Source organism: Mesorhizobium sp. NPDC059025 (genome assembly GCF_042739655.1).
GTDB lineage: Bacteria > Pseudomonadota > Alphaproteobacteria > Rhizobiales > Rhizobiaceae > Mesorhizobium.
Map to the genome: position 1 here is coordinate 128,601 of NZ_JBHYIM010000008.1, position 22,069 is coordinate 150,669.

A 22,069-nucleotide genomic window follows, 5' to 3' on the forward strand; every position below is an offset into this window, starting at 1 on the left:
ATACTGGTTTCTTCCAACACCCCTCATCCGGCTCGGCGCTACGCGCCGAGCCACCTTCTCCCTCAAGGGGAGAAGGGAAAGGGCTGTCAATCCGGAACGACCGCGGTCGCCTGGATTTCCACCAGCGCCTCGTCCTCGATCAAGCCAGACACCTGAACCACGGCCATGGCCGGGAAGTTGCGGCCCATGGTCGCCTTCCAGGCCGCGCCGATCTCCTTCAGCGACGAGGAGTAGGCTTTGCGGTCGATCACGTACCAGGTCATGGTCGTGATATGCTCGGGACCGGCGCCGCCCTCACGCAGGATGGCGATGACGTTCTCCAAGGTCTGCCGGATCTGGCCCGGCAGATCATGCACCTCGAACTTGCACTGGCTGTTCCAACCGATCTGGCCGCCGACAAAGATGGTACGGCCGCGCGCTTCCATGCCGTTGGCATAGCCGATCGGCTTCGCCCAGCCTTCGGGCTGCAGCACCCGGTGCGGCGTCGTGGCGGCCTTGTGTTCGGAGATTGCGGTCACAGTCATGTCTACTCCAGTCATTTCGCGCTCTTCATCAGCTCGCGGCCGATGATCAGCTTCTGAACTTCGGTGGCGCCCTCATAGATGCGCAGCGCCCTGATCTCGCGGTACAGCGTCTCGGTGATCTCGCCGACACGCACGCCGCGCCCGCCGAACATCTGCAGCGCCTGGTCGATCACCCATTGCGCGTTTTCGGTCGCCGTCATCTTGGCCATCGCCGCTTCGCGGGTGATCGGCAGTTTCTGCACATCGCGCCGCCAGGCGGTGCGCACGGTCAGGAGCGACGCGGCATCGATCGCTGTCGCCATCTCGCCCAGAGTGCTCTGCGCTGTCGGCAGGTCGGCCAGTGTGGCGCCGAACATCTTGCGCGCCTTGGCATGCGCCACCGCTTCGTCGAGCGCACGCCGTGCAAAACCGAGTGCGGCAGCAGCAACCGACGGGCGGAAGATGTCCAGCGTGCGCATGGCGATCTTGAACCCCTCGCCCGACTGACCGAGCAGGTTCGCTGCCGGCACGCGACAATTGTCGAAGCGGATGCGGGCCAGCGGATGCGGCGCGATCGTCTCGATGCGCTCGGCAATGTGGAAACCGGGCGTGTCGGCATAGACGACAAAGGCGGAAATGCCACGCGTGCCCGGAGCTTCACCGGTGCGGGCAAAGACGGTGTAGACGTCGGCGATGCCGCCGTTGGAGATGAAGACCTTCTCGCCGTTGAGCACGAATTCATCGCCCTGACGCTCGGCCGACGTCCTCATCGCGGCAACGTCGGAGCCGGCTTCCGGCTCGGTCAGCGCAAAGGCGGAGATCAACTCGCCTTTGGCGATCCTCGGCAGAATGCTCTGCTTGATCTGAGGCGAGCCGGACAGGCTGATGGCACCAGTTCCCAGACCCTGCATGGCAAAGGCGAAATCCGCCAGTCCGTCGGCATAAGCGAGCGTCTCGCGGATCAGGCAGAGCGAACGGCTGTCGATTTCCGCAGCCGCGCCGCCGAACTCGGCCGGCACGCAATGGCGCAGGAAACCACCGGCGCCGAGCTTGCGCACCAGTCCCTTGCAAGCGCCGTCGGCATCGTGGTGGTCGATATGGCCCAGGCCGCCACCGGCAACGAAATGATCGAGGTCGGCGGCAAGTTTCCTATGGTTTTCGGCAAAGAACGGCCAGTCGAGATGATCCCGAGTCGGGCCGCCGGAACTCTGCGGATTGTCCATCGTCAGTTCCCTTCGAAAACCGGCTTCGTCTTGGCAGCGAAAGCCTCGAAAGCACGACGGAAATCGCCCGTCGCCATGCAGATGGCCTGCGCCTGAGCTTCGGATTCAATCAGTTCCTCGATGCCCATCGACCATTCCTGGTCGAGCATCTTCTTGGTCATGGAATGCGCGAACCACGGTCCATCGGCGAGATTGCGGGCGAAACGCTGTGCCTCGGCCAACATGACAGGACGCTCATGCAGCGCATTGTAGAACCCCCAGGCATGGCCTTCGGCGGCCGACATCGAGCGGCCGGTGAACAGAAGCTCTGCGGCACGGCCCTGACCGATGATGCGCGGAAGAATGCCGCAGGCGCCCATGTCGGCGCCGGCCAGACCGACGCGGGTGAACAGGAAGGCGGTCTTGGCTTCAGGCGTCGCGACACGGTAGTCGGCGCTCATCGCCAGGATCGCGCCGGCGCCGGCGCAGATGCCGTCGACCGCGGCGATGATCGGCTGTGGGCAGGCGCGGATCTGGCGAACCAGGTCTCCGGTCATTCGGGTGAAGGCCAGAAGCTCCGGCATCGCCATCTTGGTAAGCGGCTCGATGATCTCGAACACGTCACCACCAGAACAGAAATTGTCGCCGGCGCCGGCCAGGACGATGGCGCGGACGTCGCTGGCCCGGTGCAGCGAACGGAACAGGTCGCCCAACTCCTCATAGCTTTCGAAGGTCAGCGGGTTCTTGCGCTCCGGCCGGTTGAGCGTGATCGTGGCAACACGGCCATCGGCATCGGTCTCGAACAGGAAGTGCCTGGCCTCGTGACCCTTGAAGGGGCGCTTCTTGTCCAGCATCGCGTCGGTCATCGCTCATTTATCCTTGCTTGCTTCCGGCGCGCCCATCGGCGTGCCGGCTCGTCCTGTTCCAGTGTTTGCTGCTCGTCAGTCGTTGGCCGACGGCGGCAGGAAATCCACATCGTGCTCAGCCGACAGCCGCACCACTTCCTCGACATCGGTGAGGTTGTGCAGCTTCTTGAACAGGTCCTCGAGATTGCCGGCGGGCGACACCCAGAACAGCGCACGCGCCGGCTTGTCGGACTTGTTGAAATAGCCGTGCGGAATACCGCGCGGCATGCGCACCAGATCGCCGGCCCTGGCTGTGGACCACTTGCCGTCGAGCTTCAGTTCCAGTTGCCCTTCCTGCACGAGGATGAATTCCTCCTGCGTCGGATGGATGTGGACCGGCACGAACTGACCGGCTTCGCTGTTGGTCTCGAAAGCGAAGCTGGAAGCGCAGGTGGCCTTCGGAAAATACCGTTGGCCGAGAATGTTCCACTCGGTCGCTTCGTAACCAGTGCCGTTTTCAGTGATGCCCTTTTCCAATGCCTTATCAGTCATGTGTTCCTCCCTTTTGTTTGTAGTTAGCCTGCCATGACCTCACCGCCGGCGACCGCGATGGCCTGACCGGTGATAGCGCCCGCTCCCTCGGACGCCAGCCACAGCACTGCATCAGCCACTTCCTGCGGCGTCACCAGACGACCCTGCGGATTGGCCCGAGCAAGGCTGGCGCGCGCCTCATCGGCGGTGCGGCCGGTCTTGCCGACGATGGTGTCAACCGCACCGTCGAGCAGCGGCGTGTCGGTGAAACCCGGACAGACCGCATTGACGGTGACATCGGTGCGGGCCAGCTCCAGGGCCAGCGCCCTGGTCAGGCCGACGACGCCGTGCTTGGAGGCGCAATAGGCCGACACGTAAGCATAGCCAGTCAGGCCGGCGGTGCTGGCGACATTGACGATGCGCCCCTTTCCGGCCTTGCGGATCGACGGCAGCAAAGCCTGCGTGACAAGGAAGGTACCGGTCAGATTGATGCCGATGACGCGTCCCCAAAGCGCTGCATCCGTGCGCTCGAACGGAGCCGAGGGCGCCTCGCCGGCACAGTTGACCAGAACCGCAACTTCGCCCGAGGCGGCAATGGCTTTGGCGCAGCCAGAGGCAATCGTCGCGGCATCGGTGACATCAAATCCGTCGATCACGAAGGATTTGCCGCCGCCAGCAGCGATCTCCCCGGCAACGTCCTCCAGAGGTTCGGCGCGACGCCCGGCCAGCGAGACGATATGCCCGCTCTTTGCCAAGGCGAGCGCGATGGCGCGGCCTATTCCGCTGCCGGCACCGGTGATGAGAGCGTGGCGCGCCGCACTCATTTGCGGCCCGTCGCTTCCGCCGCGGCGCGGGCCAGATTGGCCTCATACTGCTGCCGGCTCGCATAGTACTGCTTCGGCCAGACCTGGCCGGAATAACCGACCTTGGCGGCCTCATGCATGACGAAGGACGGGTCGGCGAGATGCGGCCGGGCAATGGCGCAGAGATCGGCGCGGCCGGCCGCGATCACCGAATTGGCGTGGTCGGCCTCCGAGATCGCGCCGACGGCGATGGTTGGAACCTGGACCTCGTTGCGGATCTTGTCGGAGAACGGCGTCTGCCACATGCGGCCGAACACCTGCTTTTCCTGTTTCACCACCTGACCCGACGAACAGTCGATGAGGTCGGCTCCCGCCTCCTTGAACATGGCCGCGAAGATCGCGGCGTCTTCCGGCGTGTTGCCGCCTTCGTACCAGTCATTGGTCGAGAGACGCACCGAAATCGGCTTGTCCTCAGGCCACACGGCACGGATGGCATGGAAGACCTCGAGCGGGTATCTGGCGCGCGCCGCGTGATCGCCGCCATATTCATCGTCACGAAGATTGGTCAGCGGCGACAGGAAGGCGGAGAGCAGATAGCCGTGCGCGCAGTGCAGTTCGAGGATGTCGAAGCCGACCTCGTCGGCCCATTTCGTCGCCTGCACGAAATCGGCCTTGATCCTTTCCAGATCCTCCTTCGTGGCGGCGCGCGGCACGTCCGAATGCGGAAGATAAGGGATCGCGGAAGCCGAGATCAGTGGCCAGCCGCCCTGCTCCACCGGCTGGTCAGTCCCTTCCCAGGCGACCTTGGTCGCCCCCTTGCGGCCGGCATGGCCAAGCTGGATGCCGATCTTGGCCGGCGTGTCGTTGTGCACGAAATCGACGAGACGGCGGTAACCTTCCTTCTGCTCCTCGTTCCACAGGCCAAGACAGCCCGGCGTGATGCGGGCATCGGGCGACACGCAGATCATTTCCGGGAAGACAAGCGAGGCGCCGCCCATGGCGCGTGAGCCGAGATGGACCAGGTGGAAGTCGTTCGGCATGCCATCCCTGGCCGAATACATCGCCATCGGCGAAACGATGACGCGGTTCGCCAGTGTCAGGCCGCGCGCCCTGTAGGGCGTGAACATCGGCGGGATCGGGCGGCCGTTCGGCTGGGCCGGCGCACCGGCACGCTCGGCGAACCAGCGCTCGTAGCCCTCCAGCCAGTCCTTGTCGCGCAGGCGCAAATTCTCATGGCTGATGCGCTGCGAGCGCGTCAGCATGGAATACATGAACTGCTCCGGTTCCAGCGTATCGGCATAACGCGTGCCCACCACCTCGAACCACTCCATGGCGTTGCGCGCCGCGTTCTGGATGCGCGCGACGTCGACGCGGCGCACTTCCTCATAAGCCTCGAGCACGGCCGGGATGTTTTTGGCGTCATGCCCGGCAATGTTGAACTGGTTTGTCAGTTCGATCGCGTCATCGATGGCAAGCTTGGTGCCCGAACCGATGGCGAAATGCGCGGTATGGGCGCTGTCGCCCATCAGCACGACATGGCTGTTGCCGTTGAAATGGCTCCACTTGCCGCAGATCAGGCGACCGAAATTCAGCCAGGCCGAGCCGCGCAGATGGCGCGCGTTTGTCATCAGGCTATGGCCGTCCAGCGTTTCGGCGAACAGCTTTTCACAGAAGGCGATCGACTGGTCCTGGTCCATCTTGTCGATGCCATGCGCCTGGAACACCTCATCCGTGGTCTCCACGATGAAGGTCGAGGTGTTGTCATCGAAGCGGTAGATGTGGGCCTGGAACCAGCCGTGCTCCGTACGCTGGAAATCGAAGGTGAAGGCGTCGAAGGCCTTGTTGGTGCCAAGCCAGATGAAGCGGTTCGGGCGCACCACCATGTCAGGCTGGAAGATATCGGCATATTTGTTGCGGATGCGCGAATTGACGCCGTCCGAGGAGATGATCAAGTCGGCGTCGGGGAATTCCTCGTCACCGTTCACCTCGCGCTCGAACACCATCTCGACGCCAAGTTCGACGCAACGATCCTGCAGGATGTTCAGCATTTTCTTGCGGCCGATGCCGACAAAGCCGTGCCCGGTGGTGCGGATCTTGCGGCCCTTGAACACCAGCTCGATATCGTCCCAATGGTTGAAGGCGTCCTCGATGGTTGCGGCGGTTTCCGGATCCCATTTGCGCATCGACTGCATGGTGGCGTCGGAGAACACCACACCCCAGCCGAATGTGTCATAGGGGCGATTGCGCTCGACCACGGTGACCTGATGTTCGGGGTTCTGCTTCTTCATCAGCAGGGCAAAATAGAGCCCGGCCGGTCCGCCACCGATACACACGATCTTCATGGTCATCTCCGCTCTGCTCACGGCCAATCGAGGCCGTGCGTGAACCATGAAAGGATAGTGGGGCCTATCCAAAGATATTTCAAGCTTAAAATGATTGTCGCGGACGATCTTTCGACCGGCGACGCGAAGCTGCGCTGTCAGCCGCCCGTCGTCCGACAGTCTGTTTTTGTGCTGTTTCTGGAGAGCGCCAACGCCGCCAGACCTGCAGGGATCCGAATCCGATGCGCAGCGGCGCCTGCCGGGGTCTATTGCCTACGGCTAGGCCGCCTCGCCCGCATCGACACCTTCGAAAGTGACGAAGGCCTGCAGGGTGAAGGAGATGTGCTCCGTCATCAAAGCGCGGGCGCGCTCGACATCGCGGTCGAAGGCGGCGTCCATCAGCTCGGTGTGGTGATCGATGCCCATGGCGTCATGCAGCGCCGCAACCGCCTTCTCGAAATTGCCGCCACGGCCGCGCGCGGCGCGCAGCATCGGCGCAAGGCTCAGGAAATGCTGGTGGCGCCGAAGCTGGTCGTAGACCATGGCCTGGAAGCGCAGCAGCCAGGCTGAGCTCGCAGCGCTGACAAGCGCTGCATGGAAGGCGGCGTGGCGCTCGTCCCATTCCTCGATGGCCGTTTCGGACGGATCTTCCGGCGAGAACTTGCAGCGCGACAGCCGGTAATGTGCCGTCACCACGGCCGACTCCCACTCTGCCCCGCCCTTGCGGATGGACTCTTCCAGCAGCGGCAGCTCGACCACTTCACGGGCCCGGATGAGATCCTCCAGCTCCGCACGCGAAACCGGCGCCACCGCAAAGCCGCGATTGCTCACCGCCGTGACCAGCTTCTCGGCCTCCAGCCGCGAAAGCGCCTCACGCAGGGGCGTCCAGCCGAAGCCGTAGATCTGGTTGAGCGCACCAAGCTTCAGCGGCGTACCCGGCTCCAGCCGCGTGGTCAGGATGTCACGCCGCAGCCGCAGATAGGCAGCTTCCGTCTTGGTCGAGGGCTCCTCATCCCGCATCGCACTTTTCCTCCACGCAAGGATCATATATTTGGCGGGCCTATCGGCAAAATAATATATCAAACATCCACAGCAGATATTTTATATATAAACCTTTTGACAAGGTTTGCCGACCCGTTATGATGCAATCTGGGGCGCCGGGGAGAGACGGCCGCTTGCCAAATCTGGGAGGAAAACATGATTTCGTCTAAGGCCGGATGGCTGTCCGGAATAGTACTTGCAGGTTCGCTGATCGCCAGCGTCGTCAGCGCCGCCGCAGATCCGATCCGCATCGGCATCGCCAATTTCGGGGAGCATCCGCAGCTCAACGCCTCGATCGCCGGTTTCAAGAAGGGCCTGGCTGAAAGCGGCTTCGTCGAAGGCAAGGATGTGGTCTTCACCGAAAGCCATACCAATTTCGACGCCACCCTGGTGCCGCAGATGATCGAGAAGCTGAAGGCCGAAAACCCCAAGCTGATCTACACCGTGACCACCCCGGTCTCGCAGATCGCCAAGCAGCAGCTTGCCGGCAGCGGCATCAACATCGTCTTCACCGCAGTGACCGACCCGGTCGCCGCCAAGCTGGTCCCATCCTGGGAAGCCGGCGACACCGGCATCACCGGTTCGTCCGACCTGCAGGACGTGGCAGCGGTGATGGAATTCACCAAGAAGCTGCTGCCGGAAGCCAAGCGCTTCGGCGTTCCCTACAACCCCGGCGAGGCCAATGACGTCGCCGTGCTGGAAAAGATCAAGGAAGCCGCTCCGAAGGCCGGCTTCGAAGTGGTGGCCGTCGGTGTCGACAACGTCAACGACATCCAGCAGCGCATCGCATCGCTCAAGGGCAAGGCGGACGTGATCTACACGCCGGCTTCCAACCTGCTGCAGCCGGCTATCGCCGCGGTTTCGGCCGCTGCCCGCCAGGCCGGCATCCCGATCGTCAACTCCGACGACGGTGCCGTGCGCAAGGGTGTGGTTCCAGCCAGCTTCGCGGTCAACTATGATCAGGTCGGCCTCGCTGCCGGCAAGATCGCGGCCGAAATCCTGAAGGGCAAGGACCCGAAGGAAATCGCGCCGTTCCGCCCGGCCTATGCCGATCACAGCCCGCTGATCTCGAAGAAGGTCGCCGCCGACTTCGGCCTGAAGATCCCGGCAGCGCTCGACGACTGCAAGTGCTTCGCCGACTGATCTCAGTACGGTAAGGACTGCGTGGCGGCGCCCGGAAATGAACACTCGGGCGCCGCTTTTTCTTAAGCGCCAGGAAGCTGCTGCCATCATGGCGTATGGCTGCTCCTGAAAGATTGGACAGCGCTCGTCCGGCTGGCGAAATCCGCCGCCGGACGTGGCGCCAGGAGGTGCGGATGCTGGAAATCAAATCGGCACGCAAGGTATTCTTCAAAGGACAGGCCGATGAGAAGATCGCGCTCGACGGTCTGAACCTGTCGCTCAAGACGGGCGATTTCGGCGTGGTCATCGGCTCCAACGGTGCTGGCAAGAGCAGCATGCTCAATGCCATTTCCGGCGCGTTGATCCTCGATACCGGCAAAGTGCAGATCAATGAGACCGACGTGACCGGGATGCCGGTCTACAAGCGCGCCGCCAAGCTTGCCCGCGTTTTCCAGGATCCGATGAAAGGCACCGCCGCCTCGATGACGGTGGCCGAGAACATGCTGCTTGCCGACCTGCGCAGTCAGAAGCGCCGGCTGCGCCAGGGCCTCAATCCCACGCGGCTTGCCGCCTACAAGGAACGGCTGGCTCTGCTCGGCCTTGGCCTCGAGAACCGGCTGGATACCCGCGTCGAGCTGCTTTCTGGCGGCCAGCGGCAATCGCTTTCTCTGATCATGGCAGTGGGCGGTGAGCCGGAACTGCTGCTGCTCGACGAACACACCGCGGCGCTCGATCCGCGCACGGCCGACATTGTCATGAAAGCGACGGTCAAAGCCGTCGAGGCGCTGAAGCTCACCACGCTGATGGTGACGCACAACATGCAGCATGCCGTCGACTACGGAAACCGCATCATCATGCTCGACGCCGGCAAGGTACGCCTTGAAATCGGCGGCGAGGAAAAGAAACAGACCTCCGTTGCGGACCTGATCGGCCATTTCGCCGTCAAGAGCGACCGCATGCTGCTCGCGAGCTGACGCCATGGCCATGATCCAGGACATTTTCTCGAGCTTTGTCGCGCTCGTTCCCGTCACTTTGGCGCAGAGCCTCATCCTCTCCTTCGTCGTGCTCGGCATCATGATCCCGTTCCGGATGCTCTCCTTTCCGGATCTGACCAGCGAGGGCGCCTTCCCGCTCGGCGGCTGTGTCGCCGGCGTGCTGCTGGCTGCCGGCCAGTCGCCGTTGACGGCGATCGCCGCCGCGCTCATCGCCGGCTTCGCTGCCGGCTGCTGCACCGCCTACATCCATCTGCGCTTCCGCATCCATACGCTGCTGGCCGGCATCCTGATGATGACGATGCTCTATTCGATCAACCTGCGCATCATGGGCCGTTCCAACCTGTCGGTGTTCGGCATGGAATCGCTGTTCAACTGGTCGCCTTTCGGCCAGCCCGGCTTCCCGAGCACCAAGATCATCATTGCCGGCGCCATCGGCCTGCTCGTGTTCGTGCTGCTCTATCTCTACTTCAAGACCGAGCGCGGCACCGGTGTGCGCGCGGTCGGCTCCAATCCCGACATGGCCGAAGCACAAGGCATCAATGTCTGGACGGCGACCATCGGCGGTGTCGGCCTTGCGAGCGCCTTCTCCGCACTGAGCGGCTCGCTGATGGTGCAGTCTCAGGGTTTCGCCGACGTCAATATGGGCCTCGGTATCCTGATCAATGGCCTCGCCGCGCTGATGATCGGTGAAGCGATCACCGGCAAGCAGACGGTGGCGCGCCAGTTGGCGGCGCCTTTCGTCGGCGCCGTCGTTTATTACCAACTCGTCTCGCTGTGTCTGGCCGCCGGCATGCCGCCGCCCGACCTGAAGCTGGCCACCGGCCTGTTCGTGCTGCTGATGCTGGCGCTGCCCAGCCTGAAACGCGGCCGGGCACCCGGCGCAGCTCGCGAGGTGATGCGGGAGTGACAGAAAAAGGGCCGCGCAGCCAAAACCGCGCGGCCCTTTTCATTCGGGAAGAGATGTCTGTATCAGACTGCCATTCGGCCAGTGCTCAGGCACTGTCCGCAAGCGCGCCGCGGATCGAGCCCTTCAGCTTGCCAAGTTCCTTCATCAGAACTTCGCGGTCGCGCGCCGAAAGCCCCTGGAACAGCACGCCGATCCAGTCGCCATGGCGATCGGCCATCTTGCGGAATTCCTTTCGCCCGAAGGCGGTGAGCGCCACGATCTGCACGCGGCGGTCTGTCGGCGACGTGGTGCGGCTGATATGGCCGCTCTCGACCAGGCGCTCCACCAGCGCGGTGAGGTTGCCTGCCGACACCATCATGCGGCGCGAAACCTCGCCCAGCACCATGCCGTCTTCCGCCCGCTCGAGCTGGGCCAGCAGATCGAAACGCGGCAAGGTGAAGTCGAACTCCTCGCGCAACTGGCGGCGGATCTCTGCTTCAATAAGTGTCGTGCAGGTGAGCAGGCGCAGCCACAGCCGCGTCTCGTCACCGTGATCGGCTGGCGCTTCGACCGCCTTGGTCTCGCTGTCGAGCCAGCCTTCGATATCTGTTTCAGTCATCGATGAATCCACCCCTGCCGCATCTCGCGGGCGCCCCATCAAACACACCGCGCCCCCCGGCACGGCTCACGGATGGCCTCGACTCCATCCGTGATGGTCAAAGCATAAAGTAACTGCCGGGTCCGTCAATCGGAACGGACACCCCGCTCAAATCAACCAGCCAACTTACCTGAATCATCCGCGAAGGAACGCACCGTCCTGATGGCGCCGTCGAGGGCGACGCCCTCGGCATCGGCAAGGGCTGCCTCGCGCAGGCGCCTCACCCAGTCCGCCGCATCGCCGCGGCCGCGCAGCATCGGCAGGCAGGCCAGCACCTTGTCGAACTTGGAATGGCCGCGCGCATGGGTGTCGGAATAACCCTTGATCAGGCGCCGGCATTTCAGCACCTCGACGCCAAGCGCGTAATCCCGGCTGCATTCTGCCTCCGCAAGCTGCAGCCATTCGCGCATATGCGCCGCCTCGACCTTGTGGCGCAGCAGGCCACGGCGCCAGCGGCGCAGGCCGCCGATCGTCCACAGCATGCCGAAGCCGAAGATGGTGTCGGTGCGGATGCGCCGGCCACGGTCGATGAAGCGGTTGAACGTCTTCATCATCTTCGGCCGTGCCTCCAGCGCAGCCCCGAGACCGGCCGGCATCAGGCCGACCATTTCTTCCATGCGCGGGTGGAAATATTCGGTGGTCGCCAACGTCTGGCTTTTGCCGAGGCGCACTTCGTCGCGCACGCGCTGCGAACGGCCCGGCCGGGTCTTCAGGTCCGCGACCCGGATGATGTCGTCATAGACCATGGCGTTGGCGACGTATTTCGCGGCCTCGCGCGAAAACGCATAGCCTTCTGCCTCCTTGTCCGCCGCGACCAGACGTTCGAGTTCCGACAGATAGTCCGCGCCATAGGCGAGATCGAGGAAGTCGACCACCTTGCGCAGACCAGGTTCGGCCATCTCACGCACCGGCTGCGGCAAGGCAGCGGCGCGAGCAGACAGCGCTTCCCATCCGCGCTGCAGCGACTTCGGCAGAACCGTGCCTTCGGCCGGTTTTGTCTTTGTTTCGGAAACGGCAGCAGGCGCCTCGCCACCGGCGGCCCGATCATAAGCCAGCGCGAAAGCGGCCAGGCTGGCCTCGGTTCCCTTGCCGCCGGCCTTGATGGTGGCTTCGAACTGCTCGCGAGAGAAAGGCAACTCACCCGAACCGGCCAGCGCCCCGAACAGGCTTGCGGAGACCACGCTGCCAGCTTTCTTGGCCATCGCCTCCATGTCGAAGTGGATCAGCCGTCTGGCCGCCTCACCGGCGCGGCGCGACACCGTGTCGGAATCGGCACGGCCATCGCCCGGCACGATCTTTTCCGAGACTGCCAGCATACGGTGGCTGGAGGCGATGAGTGCGGTGCGATCGGGCGTCACGAAACCGCGCAGCACGGCGCGGCCGGCCTCGGCAAGCTCGGCGGCGATCAGGATATCGACGTCACCCGGCGACGGGCTGAGCGAGAGCACCGGACGGTCATTCGGCCGTTCCGGATCGCGCGGCAGCATCTCGACATAATAGATGGTGGCGCCGGTACGCTGGGCGACGCCGGCCACGGACGTCGACTGGACGTGCCAGCCGGCGCGCTGAGCAACATCGGTCACCCAGCCGCTCAGCACGCCGCCGCCCTGCCCGCCCACGGCCAGGATACAGATCTTGATGATGCGACCGGTGGTATCCGGTCCTTCAGGCAACCCGAACTTCATGCCGTGACGTCTCCAAACACCGGCCGGCCACGCTCGCGCCAGCCCTGCAGCGCAGCGATGACGCGCTGGCGCAGGCGGAACCAGAAACGATCCCAGCCGGTCGGATTGGAGATCACATCGGCCTGATAGAAGGACGGGCACAGCACGGCGGCATCGGCGACCTCGCCGCAATTGCCGCAGCCGACGCAATTCTCGTCGATCGCCGCGACCGGGTCGTCGCGCAACGGATCGTCGAGATGCTTGACCGTCAGCGACGGACAGCCCGAGAGGCGCATGCAGGCGTGATCGCCGGTGCAGACATCCTCGTCGACGCCGAACTTGGTCTTCACCATGCGCTTGCCTTCGGCAATCGCCTTTTTCTTCAGCGGCGCTTCGCGGCGCTGGCGGTTGAGCATGCATTCGGACGAGGCGACGATGACCTTCGGTCCCTTCTCCTCCGTCGTCAGCGCCTCCTTCAGCGCATCGCGCATCGTGCCGACATCATAGGTGCGCTCGATATGGCGCACCCATTTCACGCCCATGCCCTTGATGGCATCGGTGATCGGATGCTTGGTCGACTTGGTGCGGTTGGAAGCGCGCGACGACAGGATGTCCTGTCCGCCGGTCGCCGCCGAATAGTAGTTGTCCACGACCACGATGACGCCGTCGTTCTTGTTGAAGACGGCGTTGCCGATCGAGGACGTCAGGCCGTTGTGCCAGAAACCGCCATCGCCGACAAAGGAGATGGACCGGCGCTTGGCTTCCGGCGAATTGAAGGCGGAAGCCGAGGCAGGCCCAAGGCCGTACCCCATCGTCGTGGCGCCCAGTTCGAAGGGTGGCATGATCGAGAACAGATGGCAGCCGATGTCGGATGCGATGTGGTGCTTGCCCAGCTCCTGCTCGGCCAGTTTGGTGGCCGCGAAGATCGGCCGCTCCGGGCAGCCGATGCAGAAGCCCGGCGGGCGCATCGGCACGGTCTTGGCGAGATCGTCGAAGATCGGCGGCGCCGGCACGTTGGGCGCGCGGATTTCCGGCGCCAGCAGGTCGCTGCCGTGCTTGCGCATGAAGGCGCCGATACCGGACAGCATGACGTCGCCGGAATATTCGCCGGCCATCGGCAACACGCCCTTGCCTTCCAGCTTCACCGAAGCGCCGGCCTTGTAGAGCATCGATCCCAGCGCCTGCTCGATGTAGTCGGGCTGGCCTTCCTCAACGATCAGCACCGCGTCCTTGTCGGCGCAGAAGGCGACGAGATCGTCTTCCACCAGCGGATAGGTGACGTTGAGCACGTGCAGCGGCACTTCGGTTTCGCCATAGACATCAGCAAGGCCGAGCCGCTGCAGCGCGCGGATGACGCCGTTGTACATGCCACCCTGCATGACGATGCCGACCTTGCCGGAGCCGCCGAAGGTCTCATTGAGCTGGTGGCGCTTGATGTAGTCGATCGCCGCCGGCAGACGCTTGGAGATCTTTTCCTTCTCGTGCAGGAACGAGGCTGGCGGCAGCACGATGCGTTGTGTGTCGCGGCGCGGATTTTCCAGCGCGTCGGCAACGGTCATGGCCGGCCGGACATTGTCCTTGGCGGTGAAGGAACCATGCACGTGGCAGCAGCGGATGCGTACCTGCAGCATGACCGGCGTGTTGGAGGCTTCCGACAGTTCGAAGCCGTGTTCGACCGCAGCCACGATCGACGGCAGGTTCGGGCGGGGGTCGAGCAGCCAGACCTGGCTCTTCATGGCAAAGGCGTGGCTGCGCTCCTGCATGATGGAGGAGCCTTCGCCGTAGTCCTCGCCGACGATGATCAGCGCGCCGCCGGTCACACCGCCCGACGCTAGATTGGCCAGAGCATCGGAGGCGACGTTGGTGCCGACCGTCGATTTGAAGGTGGCGGCGCCACGGATCGGGTAGTGCACGGATGCAGCCAGCATGGCGGTGGCGGTGGCTTCCGAAGCGCTCGCCTCGAAATGCACGCCGAGCTCCGCCAGGATTTCCTGGGAATCCGCCAGCACGTCCATCAGATGGCTGATCGGCGCGCCCTGGTAACCGCCGACATAACCGACACCGCATTGCAGCAGTGCCTTGGTGATGGCCAGAATCCCCTCGCCGGTGAACTCATCACCGGCTCCGAGCTTCAGCTTCTTCACTTCCTTGGCGAATGACCGTTCAGCCATGGCGCGTCTTCCTTATTTCGATGGGTCCGTGTTCGACCACAACACCGTGCCGCCGTTCTTTTCGTAGGCCATGCCCTTCGGGAACGAGATGGCCTCGAGCTGCAGGCCCCACGGCGTGAAGAAGTAGAGAATGGACTGGCCGGCGACGGGACCTTCGTTGATCGGCATCGGCCCCTTGAGCGTGCGGATGTCCTTGGCGGTCAGGTATTTCGCCGCCGCATCGATGTCGTCGACATAGAAAGCGATGTGGTGGCCGCCATTGTCGGAATTGCGCGGCCGCACGTCCTTCTTGTCGGGCGCGCTGTAGTCGAACAGTTCGATGTTCGAACCGGACTGACAGCGCAGCAGGGTGATCTCGTTGATCACCGCACGTGGATCCACATCGACGAGGTCCTTCATGAAGTCGCCCTTGTCGTCGCGGAACGGGCCAAAGCTCGTCGCCTTCTGGCACCCCATCACGTCGACGAAGAACGCCTCGGCCGCCTTGATATCCGGCACGGTGAGGCCGATGTGGTTGATGCCGCGAACCCCGGGCATCGGCTCGGCCATGGCATGTGCCGGCCAGAGCATGGCGGCGAAGGCGCTAACGATCAGGAAATTCTTGCTCATCTCGGTCCTCGGATCGACACTTGGCTGGAATTCTATGCCTTCAGATCATTCGGTTGTTGCGTAGGAGCTGGAGCGTAATGCTCCAGGTCGGTCAGAACTCGTGCTTGCGCACGTTGAGCAGCATCTTCTGCAAGGTCGCCACGAAAGCGGTGCGCTCGGCCACGTCGATACCGGCAAACATGTGCTCGTAGCTGTGGCGCATGGTCGGCCACAGCGTCTCGAATGCAGCGCGGCCGGCTTCGGTGATGGAGATACGCGTCGCCCTGCTGTCTTCCGGATCGGCGGTGCGGCGCACCAGCCCATCGGCCTCCAGCGCGTCGAGCGCGCGGCTGAGCGTCGACTGCTCGGTGATGGCGTAGACGGCCAGCCGGCTGATGGCGAGATTGTCGATCACCGACAGCACGGCCAGCGCGCGCATCTTCGGCGTGGTCAGGCCGAGCTTGGCGAGGTCTTCGCGCAGCGAGGCGTTGTAGCGCCCCATGATGCGGTTCATCAGATAGGGTGCGAACTGCTGCAGCCCGATTTCGCCGAGCCGCGGGCCTTCGGTCTCGTCGCCTATGATCGTGCGTTCGTTCACCGGAACTCCTTGGTCACGAGGAAGCCCGACCCGCCGCCGAGGCCCGGACCCGGATGGGTCGAGGCGCCGATGTGATAGAGGGATTTGACCGCGCTGCGGTGGTTGACCGATCCTGCGAACGGCCGCCAGACGAAAAACTGGTCGATGGTGCAGGCGCCGCCATAGGGATCGCCGCCGACCAGATTGATGTTCATCGCTTCGAGATCGGCCGGAGAATAGGCCCGCCGCGCCAGCACGGTCTCGCGGAAGCGTTCGATGTGGTCAGCGAGTATCTCCTCGAGGCGATCGGCGAACGCCTCGCGCGTTGTTTCGTCCCATGCGCCCTGCGTGGCGATCTCACCGGCAGCGTCGCCCTTGATGAAGCGCGGCGCATCCGGCACCTGGATCCAGAGGATCGCCTTGCCTTCGGGGCAGCGCGACGAATCGAGCGAGGCCGGCTGCCCGACACACATGGTCGGCGTAACCGGCAGCATGCCGCGGGTCGCCTCGTTGTGCGACTTGGAGACGGCATCGATGCCGTCGGTGAGATGGATGAGCGCGACCTTCTCCAGCCCCTCGGCTCGCCAGCGCGGCGCGCGGTCGAGCGCGTAGTGAAGCTGGAAGTTGCCACGACCGTGGCGATAGGCGCGTGTCGCGTCCTTGGCTGGTGATGGTGCATCCGGACCGAGCAGGCGCCCATAGAGCTGGTCTGGCGCAACGGAGGCGATGACGGAATTCGAAGCCCCGATCTCTTCTCCGCCAGTAAGCCTGACACCGGTCGCCTTTCCATCGCGGACCAGGATGCGCTCGACATCGGCGCCTGTGCGGATCGTACCGCCCTGTTCCACGATCAATGCACGGAAGGCATCGACAGCCTTGCCGGCACCGCCCTTGACGATCGGCGCACCCGCCGCTTCCAGCGCGAAGGCGATGACCTTACCCATCTGGGCGGAATAGGTGTCTTCCGGCGAAAGCCCGCAATGCAGTGCCCAGGGCGCGTGCAGGGCCTGGATCTGTGGCGACTTGTAGCCTGTTTCCAGCCAGCCGCGCGCCGGCGCCAGGGCACCGCCGAAATAGTCGACCAGACCGCGCAAACCGCGCCGCCACGCCTCGCGTGCCAGCAATTTCGCCGTGGCAAAGCTCCACAATTGACCACCGAGCAGACCGAACAGCAATTCGGCACTGGCCTCGATCGAGCCGACATCGGCGGCATGGCGGTCGCCATCGCCCGAAGACAGGCCATTGAAGGCCTTCACATTGGCGGCGCGATCGGTGGTCAGCACCACGCTCGATCCATCGGGACGCAAAGCCGCCGTCGGATGCGGTGTGTGGCAGAATTCGAGCCCATGACGGGCGAGATCCTGACCGAGCGCGCCATGCGCGGGCCCGGTCAGGAAGAGGACGAAAGTGGCCGCCATCACATCATGGGTGAAACCCGGAAGCGTCGCCTCGGCGCTGAAGATGCAGCCACCGAGCCGCTGCTCGCGCTCCAGGAGCAGCACCCGCGCACCCGATTTGGACAGCATCGCTGCCGCCACGAGCCCGTTGATGCCGCTGCCGATGATGATGTGATCGTAGGCCATGATGATCAGCCCTAGCCGCGAGGGACCAGCGCCATGGCGCGTACCGGGCTGCCGGTACCCTTGACGATCTTCAGCGGTGCGGCGATCAGGATTGCGCCCTTGGCCGGCAGCTTGTCGAGATTGCACAGGCTGGCCAGACCGTACCGATTTGCCTTGTGCATCAGGTTGTGCGCCGGGAATGGCGGGGTCATGCCACCGGCCGCACCCGCGTCGGTGCCGATGCACTGCGTGCCCCAGCCGATCGCGCCGCGCTCGATGATGTATTCGATGCAGTCGACCGTCGGCCCCGGCGAATGCGGGCCATTGGCATCGGCATTGAGGAAGGAAGCCTCGGAGCCGTTACGCTTGTCCCAGTCGGTGCGCATCACCACCCACTCGCCCTTGCCGATGGCGCCATGCCTGGCTTCCCAGGCCTTCACGCCCTCGGCGGTGAGCAGATAATCATTGTCGGCGGCGGACTCGACCGAGCAGTCGATGACGTTGACCGGCGCGACATAGTTGCGAACCGGAATCGTGTCCGTGTAGCCGTCGGAATATTCCTTGCCGGTGATCCAGTGGTGCGGCGCGTCGAAATGCGTGCCGGAATGCTCACCGATCTTCAGCCAGTTCCAGGCCCAGAACGGACCGTTCTTGTCGTATTCCGAGATGGTGTGGATCTCGATCTTGGGCGTATCCACCGCGAATTCCGGCGGCAGCTTCAGAAGCGGCGTGTCCGGACCCAGCGGCGCGGAGAGGTCGACGACGTCAACCTTTCCACTCACCAGAAGCTCGGCCAGGCTGGCGAGCGCGCTTGCAGCGGTCATGTTCAATCCTCCTGATTGCGTGTTCTTCATTGTTGTGACCGGCCACCCGGCAATCGCGGCGGCTTCGGTTTTTCCCGAAGATCAGGCTAGACGAGTTTAGATGCGTATGCAAATATCATTTTAAGGGTGAACTAATTCCATGACCAAATACGACGCCATTTTCATTGGCGCGGGACACAACGCACTTGCCTGTGCGGCGCATCTCGCCAAACGCGGCTGGAAGGTCGGGCTGTTCGAGGCCGGCGACCGTCCTGGCGGTGCCGTGAAGACACTCGAGCTGACCGAGGCCGGCTTCCGCCACGACCTCGCCGCCATGAACCTCAGCCTGTTCGCGGGCTCTGCGTTCAACCGGGTTTACGGTGCCGAGCTGGCGCAACGCGGGCTGGAATTCGCACCCGTTCAGGATTGTTTCGCCTCGGTGTTTCCGGATGGCCGCTGGGTCGGCGTATCCACTGATCTGGCGACGACGACGGCTCGCATCCGCGCCATTTCGGAGCGCGACGGGGAGACCTGGCAAGCGCTCGTCAAGGCTTTTCCGGTGCGAGCGGAACGGATCTTTTCGATTCTCGGCAGCTCGATGAAAAAGCGTGCACTTGCACGTATCTTGTTTTCACTGCTGCGAAAGGAAGGCCTTTCCGGTACACTCGATCTCGGCCGTTTCCTGCTCTCGTCGCCGCGCGCCTGGCTGGACGAGACCTTCGAAAGCGATGAGGTCAAGGCGCTGCTCGGCGCCTGGGGCATGCATCTGGATTTCGCGCCCGACATCGCGGGCGGCGCCGTCTTCCCCTATCTCGAAGGCATGGCCAACCAGAGCTTCGGCATGGTGCTGGGCAAAGGTGGCGCCGACACCATGATCAAGGCGCTGACGGCGATGGTCGAAAGCCATGGCGGCACCATCGAGTGCAACGCCCGGGTCGAGCGGGTTGTCACCGCCGGTGGCCGGGCGACCGGCGTGGTGCTGGCGGACGGCCGCCGCATCGAAGCCAGCCGTGCCGTCATCGCAACCGTTTCGCCAAAGGCCTTGACCGGGCTCTTGCCGGATGGCTCCGGCAACACCGGTTTCGACCGCAAGATGCGCGATTTCCGCCATGCGCCCGGCACCATGATGATCCACCTGGCGGTGGATTCATTGCCGAACTGGGCCGACCCTGCCCTGCGGCGCTTTGCCTATGTGCATGTCGCACCGTCGCTGGATGTCATGGCGCGGGCCTATCAGGAAGCACAGGCCGGCCTGCTGCCGGCCGAACCGGTGATCGTGGTCGGCCAGCCGACCGCGGTCGATCCCACCCGAGCACCCGATGGCAAGCATATCCTGTGGCTGCAGACGCGTGTCGTGCCGGCCGAGATCAAGGGCGACGCGGCCGGCATCATCAAGGATCGCGACTGGGCAAAGGTGCGCGAAGCCTACGCCGACCGGGCGATCGCCATCATCGAGCGCTACGCGCCGGGCCTGTCGGCCAAGATCATCAGGCGCACGGTGGTGAGCCCGCTCGACCTCGAAAGCGGCAATGCCAATCTGGTTGGCGGCGACCAGATCTGCGGCAGCCATCATCTTTCGCAGAACTTCCTGTTCCGGCCGGCAACCGGCTCGGCCGACTGGAGCACGCCGGTGCGCAATTTCCATCTGGCCGGGGCCGCGACATGGCCCGGCGCAGGTGTCGGCGCCGGTTCGGGTTTCCTGCTCGCACGGCAACTGGCGGGCGGCTGATACGAGACTGCAATGAACAAAAGCCCGCGGGGAGCGGGCTCCAGAGGTGGGAGGACCTAAATGAAGCGCAAGGCGATCAACCCCGACAGCATGTACAAGTCGCTGCCGTTCGGCTTTTCCCATGCCGTCGAGCAGAACAGCGGGCGCACCCTGCATATGGCAGGTCAGGTAGCCTGGAACAGCGCAGGCGAACTCGTCGGCCCCGGCGATCTGGCGCTGCAGGCGCGCCAGGCACTGGCCAATCTCAAGACGGTGCTGGCGGAAGTCGGCGGCACACCGGCCGATGTGGTGCGGCTGAGGACCTATGTGGTCAACCACACGCCCGACAAACTTGGCCCGATCGAGGCCGAAGTGAAGGCCTTCTTCGGCGAGGCCACGCCGGCGGCCAACACGCTGATCGGCGTCCAGACGCTGGCCATGCCGGAATTTCTCATCGAGATCGAGGCAACCGCGGCCCTCTGACCGGACCGCCGATCGCCTCAAATCACAACAGTAAGCATCATAATAATGGGGAACACGACCATGAACGGACATCCAAACAGACGAACCCTGCTCAAACTGGCCGGCGCCGGCGTCGCGGTTGCCAGCCTGACGCTGCCGGGCAAGGTTTTTGCCCAGGGCAAGGACGAACTGACCATCGCCTACAACGTCAACCTGCCTTCATGGGACCCGACTGTCGGCCCGTCGGCGGTGAACCCGACCATCCAGGGTTTCTACCAGTCCGTCTTCGACATGTTCATCCATCAGAATCCGGATCTCTCCTTCGCACCAGGCTTGATCACCGAATGGGGCTGGAACGACGATCGCTCCAAGATCTTCCTCGTCGTGCGCGAAGGCGTCAAATGGCATGACGGAAGCCCCTTCACCGCCGAGGACGTGGCCTGGTCGCTGGCGCGCGCCGGCAAAGCCGAGACCGGCAACCCGATCCAGTTCGTCTGGTCGAAGGTCGGCAACTTCAAAGTCACCGGCAACCGCGTCGAAGCGGACGTCATCGAGTTTGAGCCGACCATCTTCAAATGGATGTCATTCCTGACCGGCTACGTGCTGCCGAAGGCCTATTATGAAAAAGTCGGCGCCGAAGGCTTCGAGGCCAAGCCGATCGGCACCGGCCCCTATATGGTCGATCGCTACGAGCGCAACGCCTTCGTGCGCCTGAAGGCCAATCCCGACTACTGGGGCGGCAAGCCGGACTTCGAGACCGTCACCATCAAGTTCGTCACCGATGCCGCCAGCCGCGTCGCCGAAGTCGAATCCGGCAACTCCGACGTGACGCTGGAAATCCCGTATGAAGAATACGACCGGCTGATCGGCGGCAAGCTCAAGGGCAGTTGCGAAACCATCTCCGACATCGCGATGATCTTCATCAACGACGTCGACCCGATGCTGGACAAGAACGTCCGCCTCGGCGCCATCAAGGCCATCGACAAGCAGTTGCTGATCGACCGCCTGCTGCGCGGCTATGGCGTGCCGCTGTCGACGCTGGAGACACCGGAATACGCAGCCTACGACGCCTCGATCAAGGTCGAGCTGAATGTCGAGGAAGCCAAGAAGCTGCTCGCCGCTTCCGGCTATTCGCCGGACAAGCCGGTGAAGTTCAAGATCCAGACCACGCGCGGCTTCAAGCCGAAGGACTACGAGATGATCCAGGCGATCGTCGGCATGTGGCGCAAGGTCGGGATCGAGGCGGAGATCGAGGTCTACGAGATCGCGCAACACTACGAACTGCGCGCCGCCGACAAGCTGGCACCCGCCGCCTTCTACAACTGGGGCAACGCCGTCGGCGATCCGACCACCTCGACCGGCTTCGCCATGTTCGGCCCGAGCCCGCACTCGGTGTGGGACGGCAAGGATCTCGTCGACCGCATCATCCCGCTGTGGGGTGAAAAGGATGAAGCCAAGCGCATCCAGGGCTGGAAGGACGTCGACCGCTACATCGCAGATGAAGGCCTGGTGATCCCGCTGCTGCAATATGCGCAGCCGATCGTGCACCGCGAAGGCCTCAAGGTGACGCCGCACAAATCGGGTGCGCTGCTGCCGCACCTGATCAAGCGCGCATAAGCTATAGTCC

Annotated in this window: 20 protein-coding genes; 6 read left to right on the forward strand and 14 right to left on the reverse strand. The window is 63.8% G+C overall.

What is annotated here, in order from left to right; genetic code table 11:
* Positions 1–86: 86 nt before the first annotated feature.
* From ACFWYE_RS19935 to ACFWYE_RS19965, 7 genes are all read right to left on the reverse strand, one after another.
* Entirely contained in the window at positions 87–524 is a 438-nt protein-coding gene (locus ACFWYE_RS19935) for a RidA family protein (protein ID WP_379062245.1), read from the reverse strand.
* A gap of 11 nt (positions 525–535) precedes the next feature.
* The gene (locus tag ACFWYE_RS19940) at positions 536–1,726 is read right to left on the reverse strand and encodes an acyl-CoA dehydrogenase family protein (protein WP_379062247.1); all 1,191 of its coding nucleotides are present in this window, start codon (positions 1,724–1,726) and stop codon (positions 536–538) included.
* A 2-nt stretch (positions 1,727–1,728) separates the two neighbouring features.
* Positions 1,729–2,571 (reverse strand): enoyl-CoA hydratase family protein, encoded by an 843-nt coding sequence (locus tag ACFWYE_RS19945; RefSeq protein WP_379062249.1) that lies wholly within the window; start codon positions 2,569–2,571, stop codon positions 1,729–1,731.
* A 75-nt stretch (positions 2,572–2,646) separates the two neighbouring features.
* Positions 2,647–3,102: a cupin domain-containing protein gene (locus tag ACFWYE_RS19950; RefSeq protein ID WP_379062251.1), complete on the reverse strand. Its 456-nt coding sequence runs from the start codon at positions 3,100–3,102 to the stop codon at positions 2,647–2,649.
* Between the two features lie 23 nt (positions 3,103–3,125).
* Entirely contained in the window at positions 3,126–3,905 is a 780-nt protein-coding gene (locus ACFWYE_RS19955; RefSeq protein WP_379113763.1) for an SDR family NAD(P)-dependent oxidoreductase, read from the reverse strand.
* Complete coding sequence (locus ACFWYE_RS19960; protein WP_379113765.1) at positions 3,902–6,226, reverse strand: bifunctional salicylyl-CoA 5-hydroxylase/oxidoreductase; 2,325 nt, start codon at positions 6,224–6,226, stop codon at positions 3,902–3,904. The genes ACFWYE_RS19955 and ACFWYE_RS19960 overlap by 4 nt, the downstream gene beginning before the upstream one ends.
* Positions 6,227–6,484: 258 nt before the next feature.
* The gene (locus ACFWYE_RS19965) at positions 6,485–7,225 is read right to left on the reverse strand and encodes a GntR family transcriptional regulator (protein WP_379113767.1); all 741 of its coding nucleotides are present in this window, start codon (positions 7,223–7,225) and stop codon (positions 6,485–6,487) included.
* A 177-nt stretch (positions 7,226–7,402) separates the two neighbouring features.
* Here ACFWYE_RS19965 and ACFWYE_RS19970 point away from each other — a divergent pair, with 177 nt between their 5' ends.
* The 3 genes from ACFWYE_RS19970 (at position 7,403) to ACFWYE_RS19980 (ending at position 10,270) form a co-directional block, all read left to right on the forward strand.
* Positions 7,403–8,389, forward strand: coding sequence for an ABC transporter substrate-binding protein (locus ACFWYE_RS19970; protein WP_129410954.1), 987 nt, complete (start codon positions 7,403–7,405; stop codon positions 8,387–8,389).
* Positions 8,390–8,562: 173 nt separating this feature from the next.
* The gene (locus ACFWYE_RS19975) at positions 8,563–9,342 is read left to right on the forward strand and encodes an ABC transporter ATP-binding protein (protein WP_379062260.1); all 780 of its coding nucleotides are present in this window, start codon (positions 8,563–8,565) and stop codon (positions 9,340–9,342) included.
* Between the two features lie 4 nt (positions 9,343–9,346).
* The gene (locus ACFWYE_RS19980) at positions 9,347–10,270 is read left to right on the forward strand and encodes an ABC transporter permease (protein ID WP_379062262.1); all 924 of its coding nucleotides are present in this window, start codon (positions 9,347–9,349) and stop codon (positions 10,268–10,270) included.
* Positions 10,271–10,355: 85 nt separating this feature from the next.
* Here the strand turns inward: ACFWYE_RS19980 and ACFWYE_RS19985 are convergent, their stop codons facing one another.
* The 7 genes from ACFWYE_RS19985 to ACFWYE_RS20015 all read right to left on the reverse strand — a co-directional run bounded on the left by ACFWYE_RS19985 (position 10,356) and on the right by ACFWYE_RS20015 (position 18,293).
* Complete coding sequence (locus tag ACFWYE_RS19985) at positions 10,356–10,868, reverse strand: MarR family winged helix-turn-helix transcriptional regulator (protein ID WP_379062264.1); 513 nt, start codon at positions 10,866–10,868, stop codon at positions 10,356–10,358.
* Between the two features lie 152 nt (positions 10,869–11,020).
* Positions 11,021–12,592 carry an indolepyruvate oxidoreductase subunit beta family protein gene (locus tag ACFWYE_RS19990; RefSeq protein ID WP_379113768.1) on the reverse strand — a complete coding sequence of 524 codons (1,572 nt, stop codon included), beginning with the start codon at positions 12,590–12,592 and terminating at the stop codon, positions 11,021–11,023.
* Entirely contained in the window at positions 12,589–14,742 is a 2,154-nt protein-coding gene (locus ACFWYE_RS19995; protein ID WP_379113770.1) for a thiamine pyrophosphate-dependent enzyme, read from the reverse strand. The genes ACFWYE_RS19990 and ACFWYE_RS19995 overlap by 4 nt, the downstream gene beginning before the upstream one ends.
* A 12-nt stretch (positions 14,743–14,754) precedes the next feature.
* Complete coding sequence (locus ACFWYE_RS20000; protein WP_379113943.1) at positions 14,755–15,312, reverse strand: VOC family protein; 558 nt, start codon at positions 15,310–15,312, stop codon at positions 14,755–14,757.
* A gap of 130 nt (positions 15,313–15,442) precedes the next feature.
* On the reverse strand, positions 15,443–15,928 hold the full coding sequence (locus tag ACFWYE_RS20005; RefSeq protein WP_379062270.1) for a MarR family winged helix-turn-helix transcriptional regulator: 486 nt from the start codon (positions 15,926–15,928) through the stop codon (positions 15,443–15,445).
* Complete coding sequence (locus ACFWYE_RS20010) at positions 15,925–17,493, reverse strand: phytoene desaturase family protein (RefSeq protein WP_379113945.1); 1,569 nt, start codon at positions 17,491–17,493, stop codon at positions 15,925–15,927. Before ACFWYE_RS20010 ends, ACFWYE_RS20005 begins: the two co-directional genes overlap by 4 nt.
* Positions 17,494–17,501: 8 nt before the next feature.
* Positions 17,502–18,293 carry a cyclase family protein gene (locus ACFWYE_RS20015; protein ID WP_379113772.1) on the reverse strand — a complete coding sequence of 264 codons (792 nt, stop codon included), beginning with the start codon at positions 18,291–18,293 and terminating at the stop codon, positions 17,502–17,504.
* 139 nt (positions 18,294–18,432) lie between these two features.
* Here ACFWYE_RS20015 and ACFWYE_RS20020 point away from each other — a divergent pair, with 139 nt between their 5' ends.
* The 3 genes from ACFWYE_RS20020 to ACFWYE_RS20030 are packed head-to-tail and all read left to right on the forward strand — an operon-like array spanning position 18,433 to position 22,059.
* Positions 18,433–20,001: a phytoene desaturase family protein gene (locus ACFWYE_RS20020; RefSeq protein WP_379113774.1), complete on the forward strand. Its 1,569-nt coding sequence runs from the start codon at positions 18,433–18,435 to the stop codon at positions 19,999–20,001.
* Between the two features lie 60 nt (positions 20,002–20,061).
* Positions 20,062–20,463, forward strand: coding sequence for a RidA family protein (locus tag ACFWYE_RS20025; protein WP_379113775.1), 402 nt, complete (start codon positions 20,062–20,064; stop codon positions 20,461–20,463).
* A gap of 60 nt (positions 20,464–20,523) precedes the next feature.
* Entirely contained in the window at positions 20,524–22,059 is a 1,536-nt protein-coding gene (locus ACFWYE_RS20030; protein ID WP_379113777.1) for an ABC transporter substrate-binding protein, read from the forward strand.
* Positions 22,060–22,069 lie beyond the last annotated feature (10 nt).

Bases quoted from the DNA above. Each gene is read 5' to 3' on its own strand.
- ACFWYE_RS19975 (WP_379062260.1), top strand. From the start codon at position 8,563: ATGCTGGAAATCAAATCGGCACGCAAGGTATTCTTCAAAGGACAGGCC.
- ACFWYE_RS19985 (WP_379062264.1), bottom strand. From the start codon at position 10,868: ATGACTGAAACAGATATCGAAGGCTGGCTCGACAGCGAGACCAAGGCG.
- ACFWYE_RS20025 (WP_379113775.1), top strand. From the start codon at position 20,062: ATGAAGCGCAAGGCGATCAACCCCGACAGCATGTACAAGTCGCTGCCG.
- ACFWYE_RS19980 (WP_379062262.1), top strand. From the start codon at position 9,347: ATGGCCATGATCCAGGACATTTTCTCGAGCTTTGTCGCGCTCGTTCCC.
- ACFWYE_RS19990 (WP_379113768.1), bottom strand. From the start codon at position 12,592: ATGAAGTTCGGGTTGCCTGAAGGACCGGATACCACCGGTCGCATCATC.
- ACFWYE_RS19995 (WP_379113770.1), bottom strand. From the start codon at position 14,742: ATGGCTGAACGGTCATTCGCCAAGGAAGTGAAGAAGCTGAAGCTCGGA.
- ACFWYE_RS19935 (WP_379062245.1), bottom strand. From the start codon at position 524: ATGACTGTGACCGCAATCTCCGAACACAAGGCCGCCACGACGCCGCAC.
- ACFWYE_RS20020 (WP_379113774.1), top strand. From the start codon at position 18,433: ATGACCAAATACGACGCCATTTTCATTGGCGCGGGACACAACGCACTT.
- ACFWYE_RS19945 (WP_379062249.1), bottom strand. From the start codon at position 2,571: ATGACCGACGCGATGCTGGACAAGAAGCGCCCCTTCAAGGGTCACGAG.
- ACFWYE_RS19940 (WP_379062247.1), bottom strand. From the start codon at position 1,726: ATGGACAATCCGCAGAGTTCCGGCGGCCCGACTCGGGATCATCTCGAC.
- ACFWYE_RS19960 (WP_379113765.1), bottom strand. From the start codon at position 6,226: ATGAAGATCGTGTGTATCGGTGGCGGACCGGCCGGGCTCTATTTTGCC.
- ACFWYE_RS20015 (WP_379113772.1), bottom strand. From the start codon at position 18,293: ATGACCGCTGCAAGCGCGCTCGCCAGCCTGGCCGAGCTTCTGGTGAGT.
- ACFWYE_RS19970 (WP_129410954.1), top strand. From the start codon at position 7,403: ATGATTTCGTCTAAGGCCGGATGGCTGTCCGGAATAGTACTTGCAGGT.
- ACFWYE_RS20000 (WP_379113943.1), bottom strand. From the start codon at position 15,312: ATGCTCTGGCCGGCACATGCCATGGCCGAGCCGATGCCCGGGGTTCGC.
- ACFWYE_RS19955 (WP_379113763.1), bottom strand. From the start codon at position 3,905: ATGAGTGCGGCGCGCCACGCTCTCATCACCGGTGCCGGCAGCGGAATA.
- ACFWYE_RS19950 (WP_379062251.1), bottom strand. From the start codon at position 3,102: ATGACTGATAAGGCATTGGAAAAGGGCATCACTGAAAACGGCACTGGT.
- ACFWYE_RS20030 (WP_379113777.1), top strand. From the start codon at position 20,524: ATGAACGGACATCCAAACAGACGAACCCTGCTCAAACTGGCCGGCGCC.
- ACFWYE_RS19965 (WP_379113767.1), bottom strand. From the start codon at position 7,225: ATGCGGGATGAGGAGCCCTCGACCAAGACGGAAGCTGCCTATCTGCGG.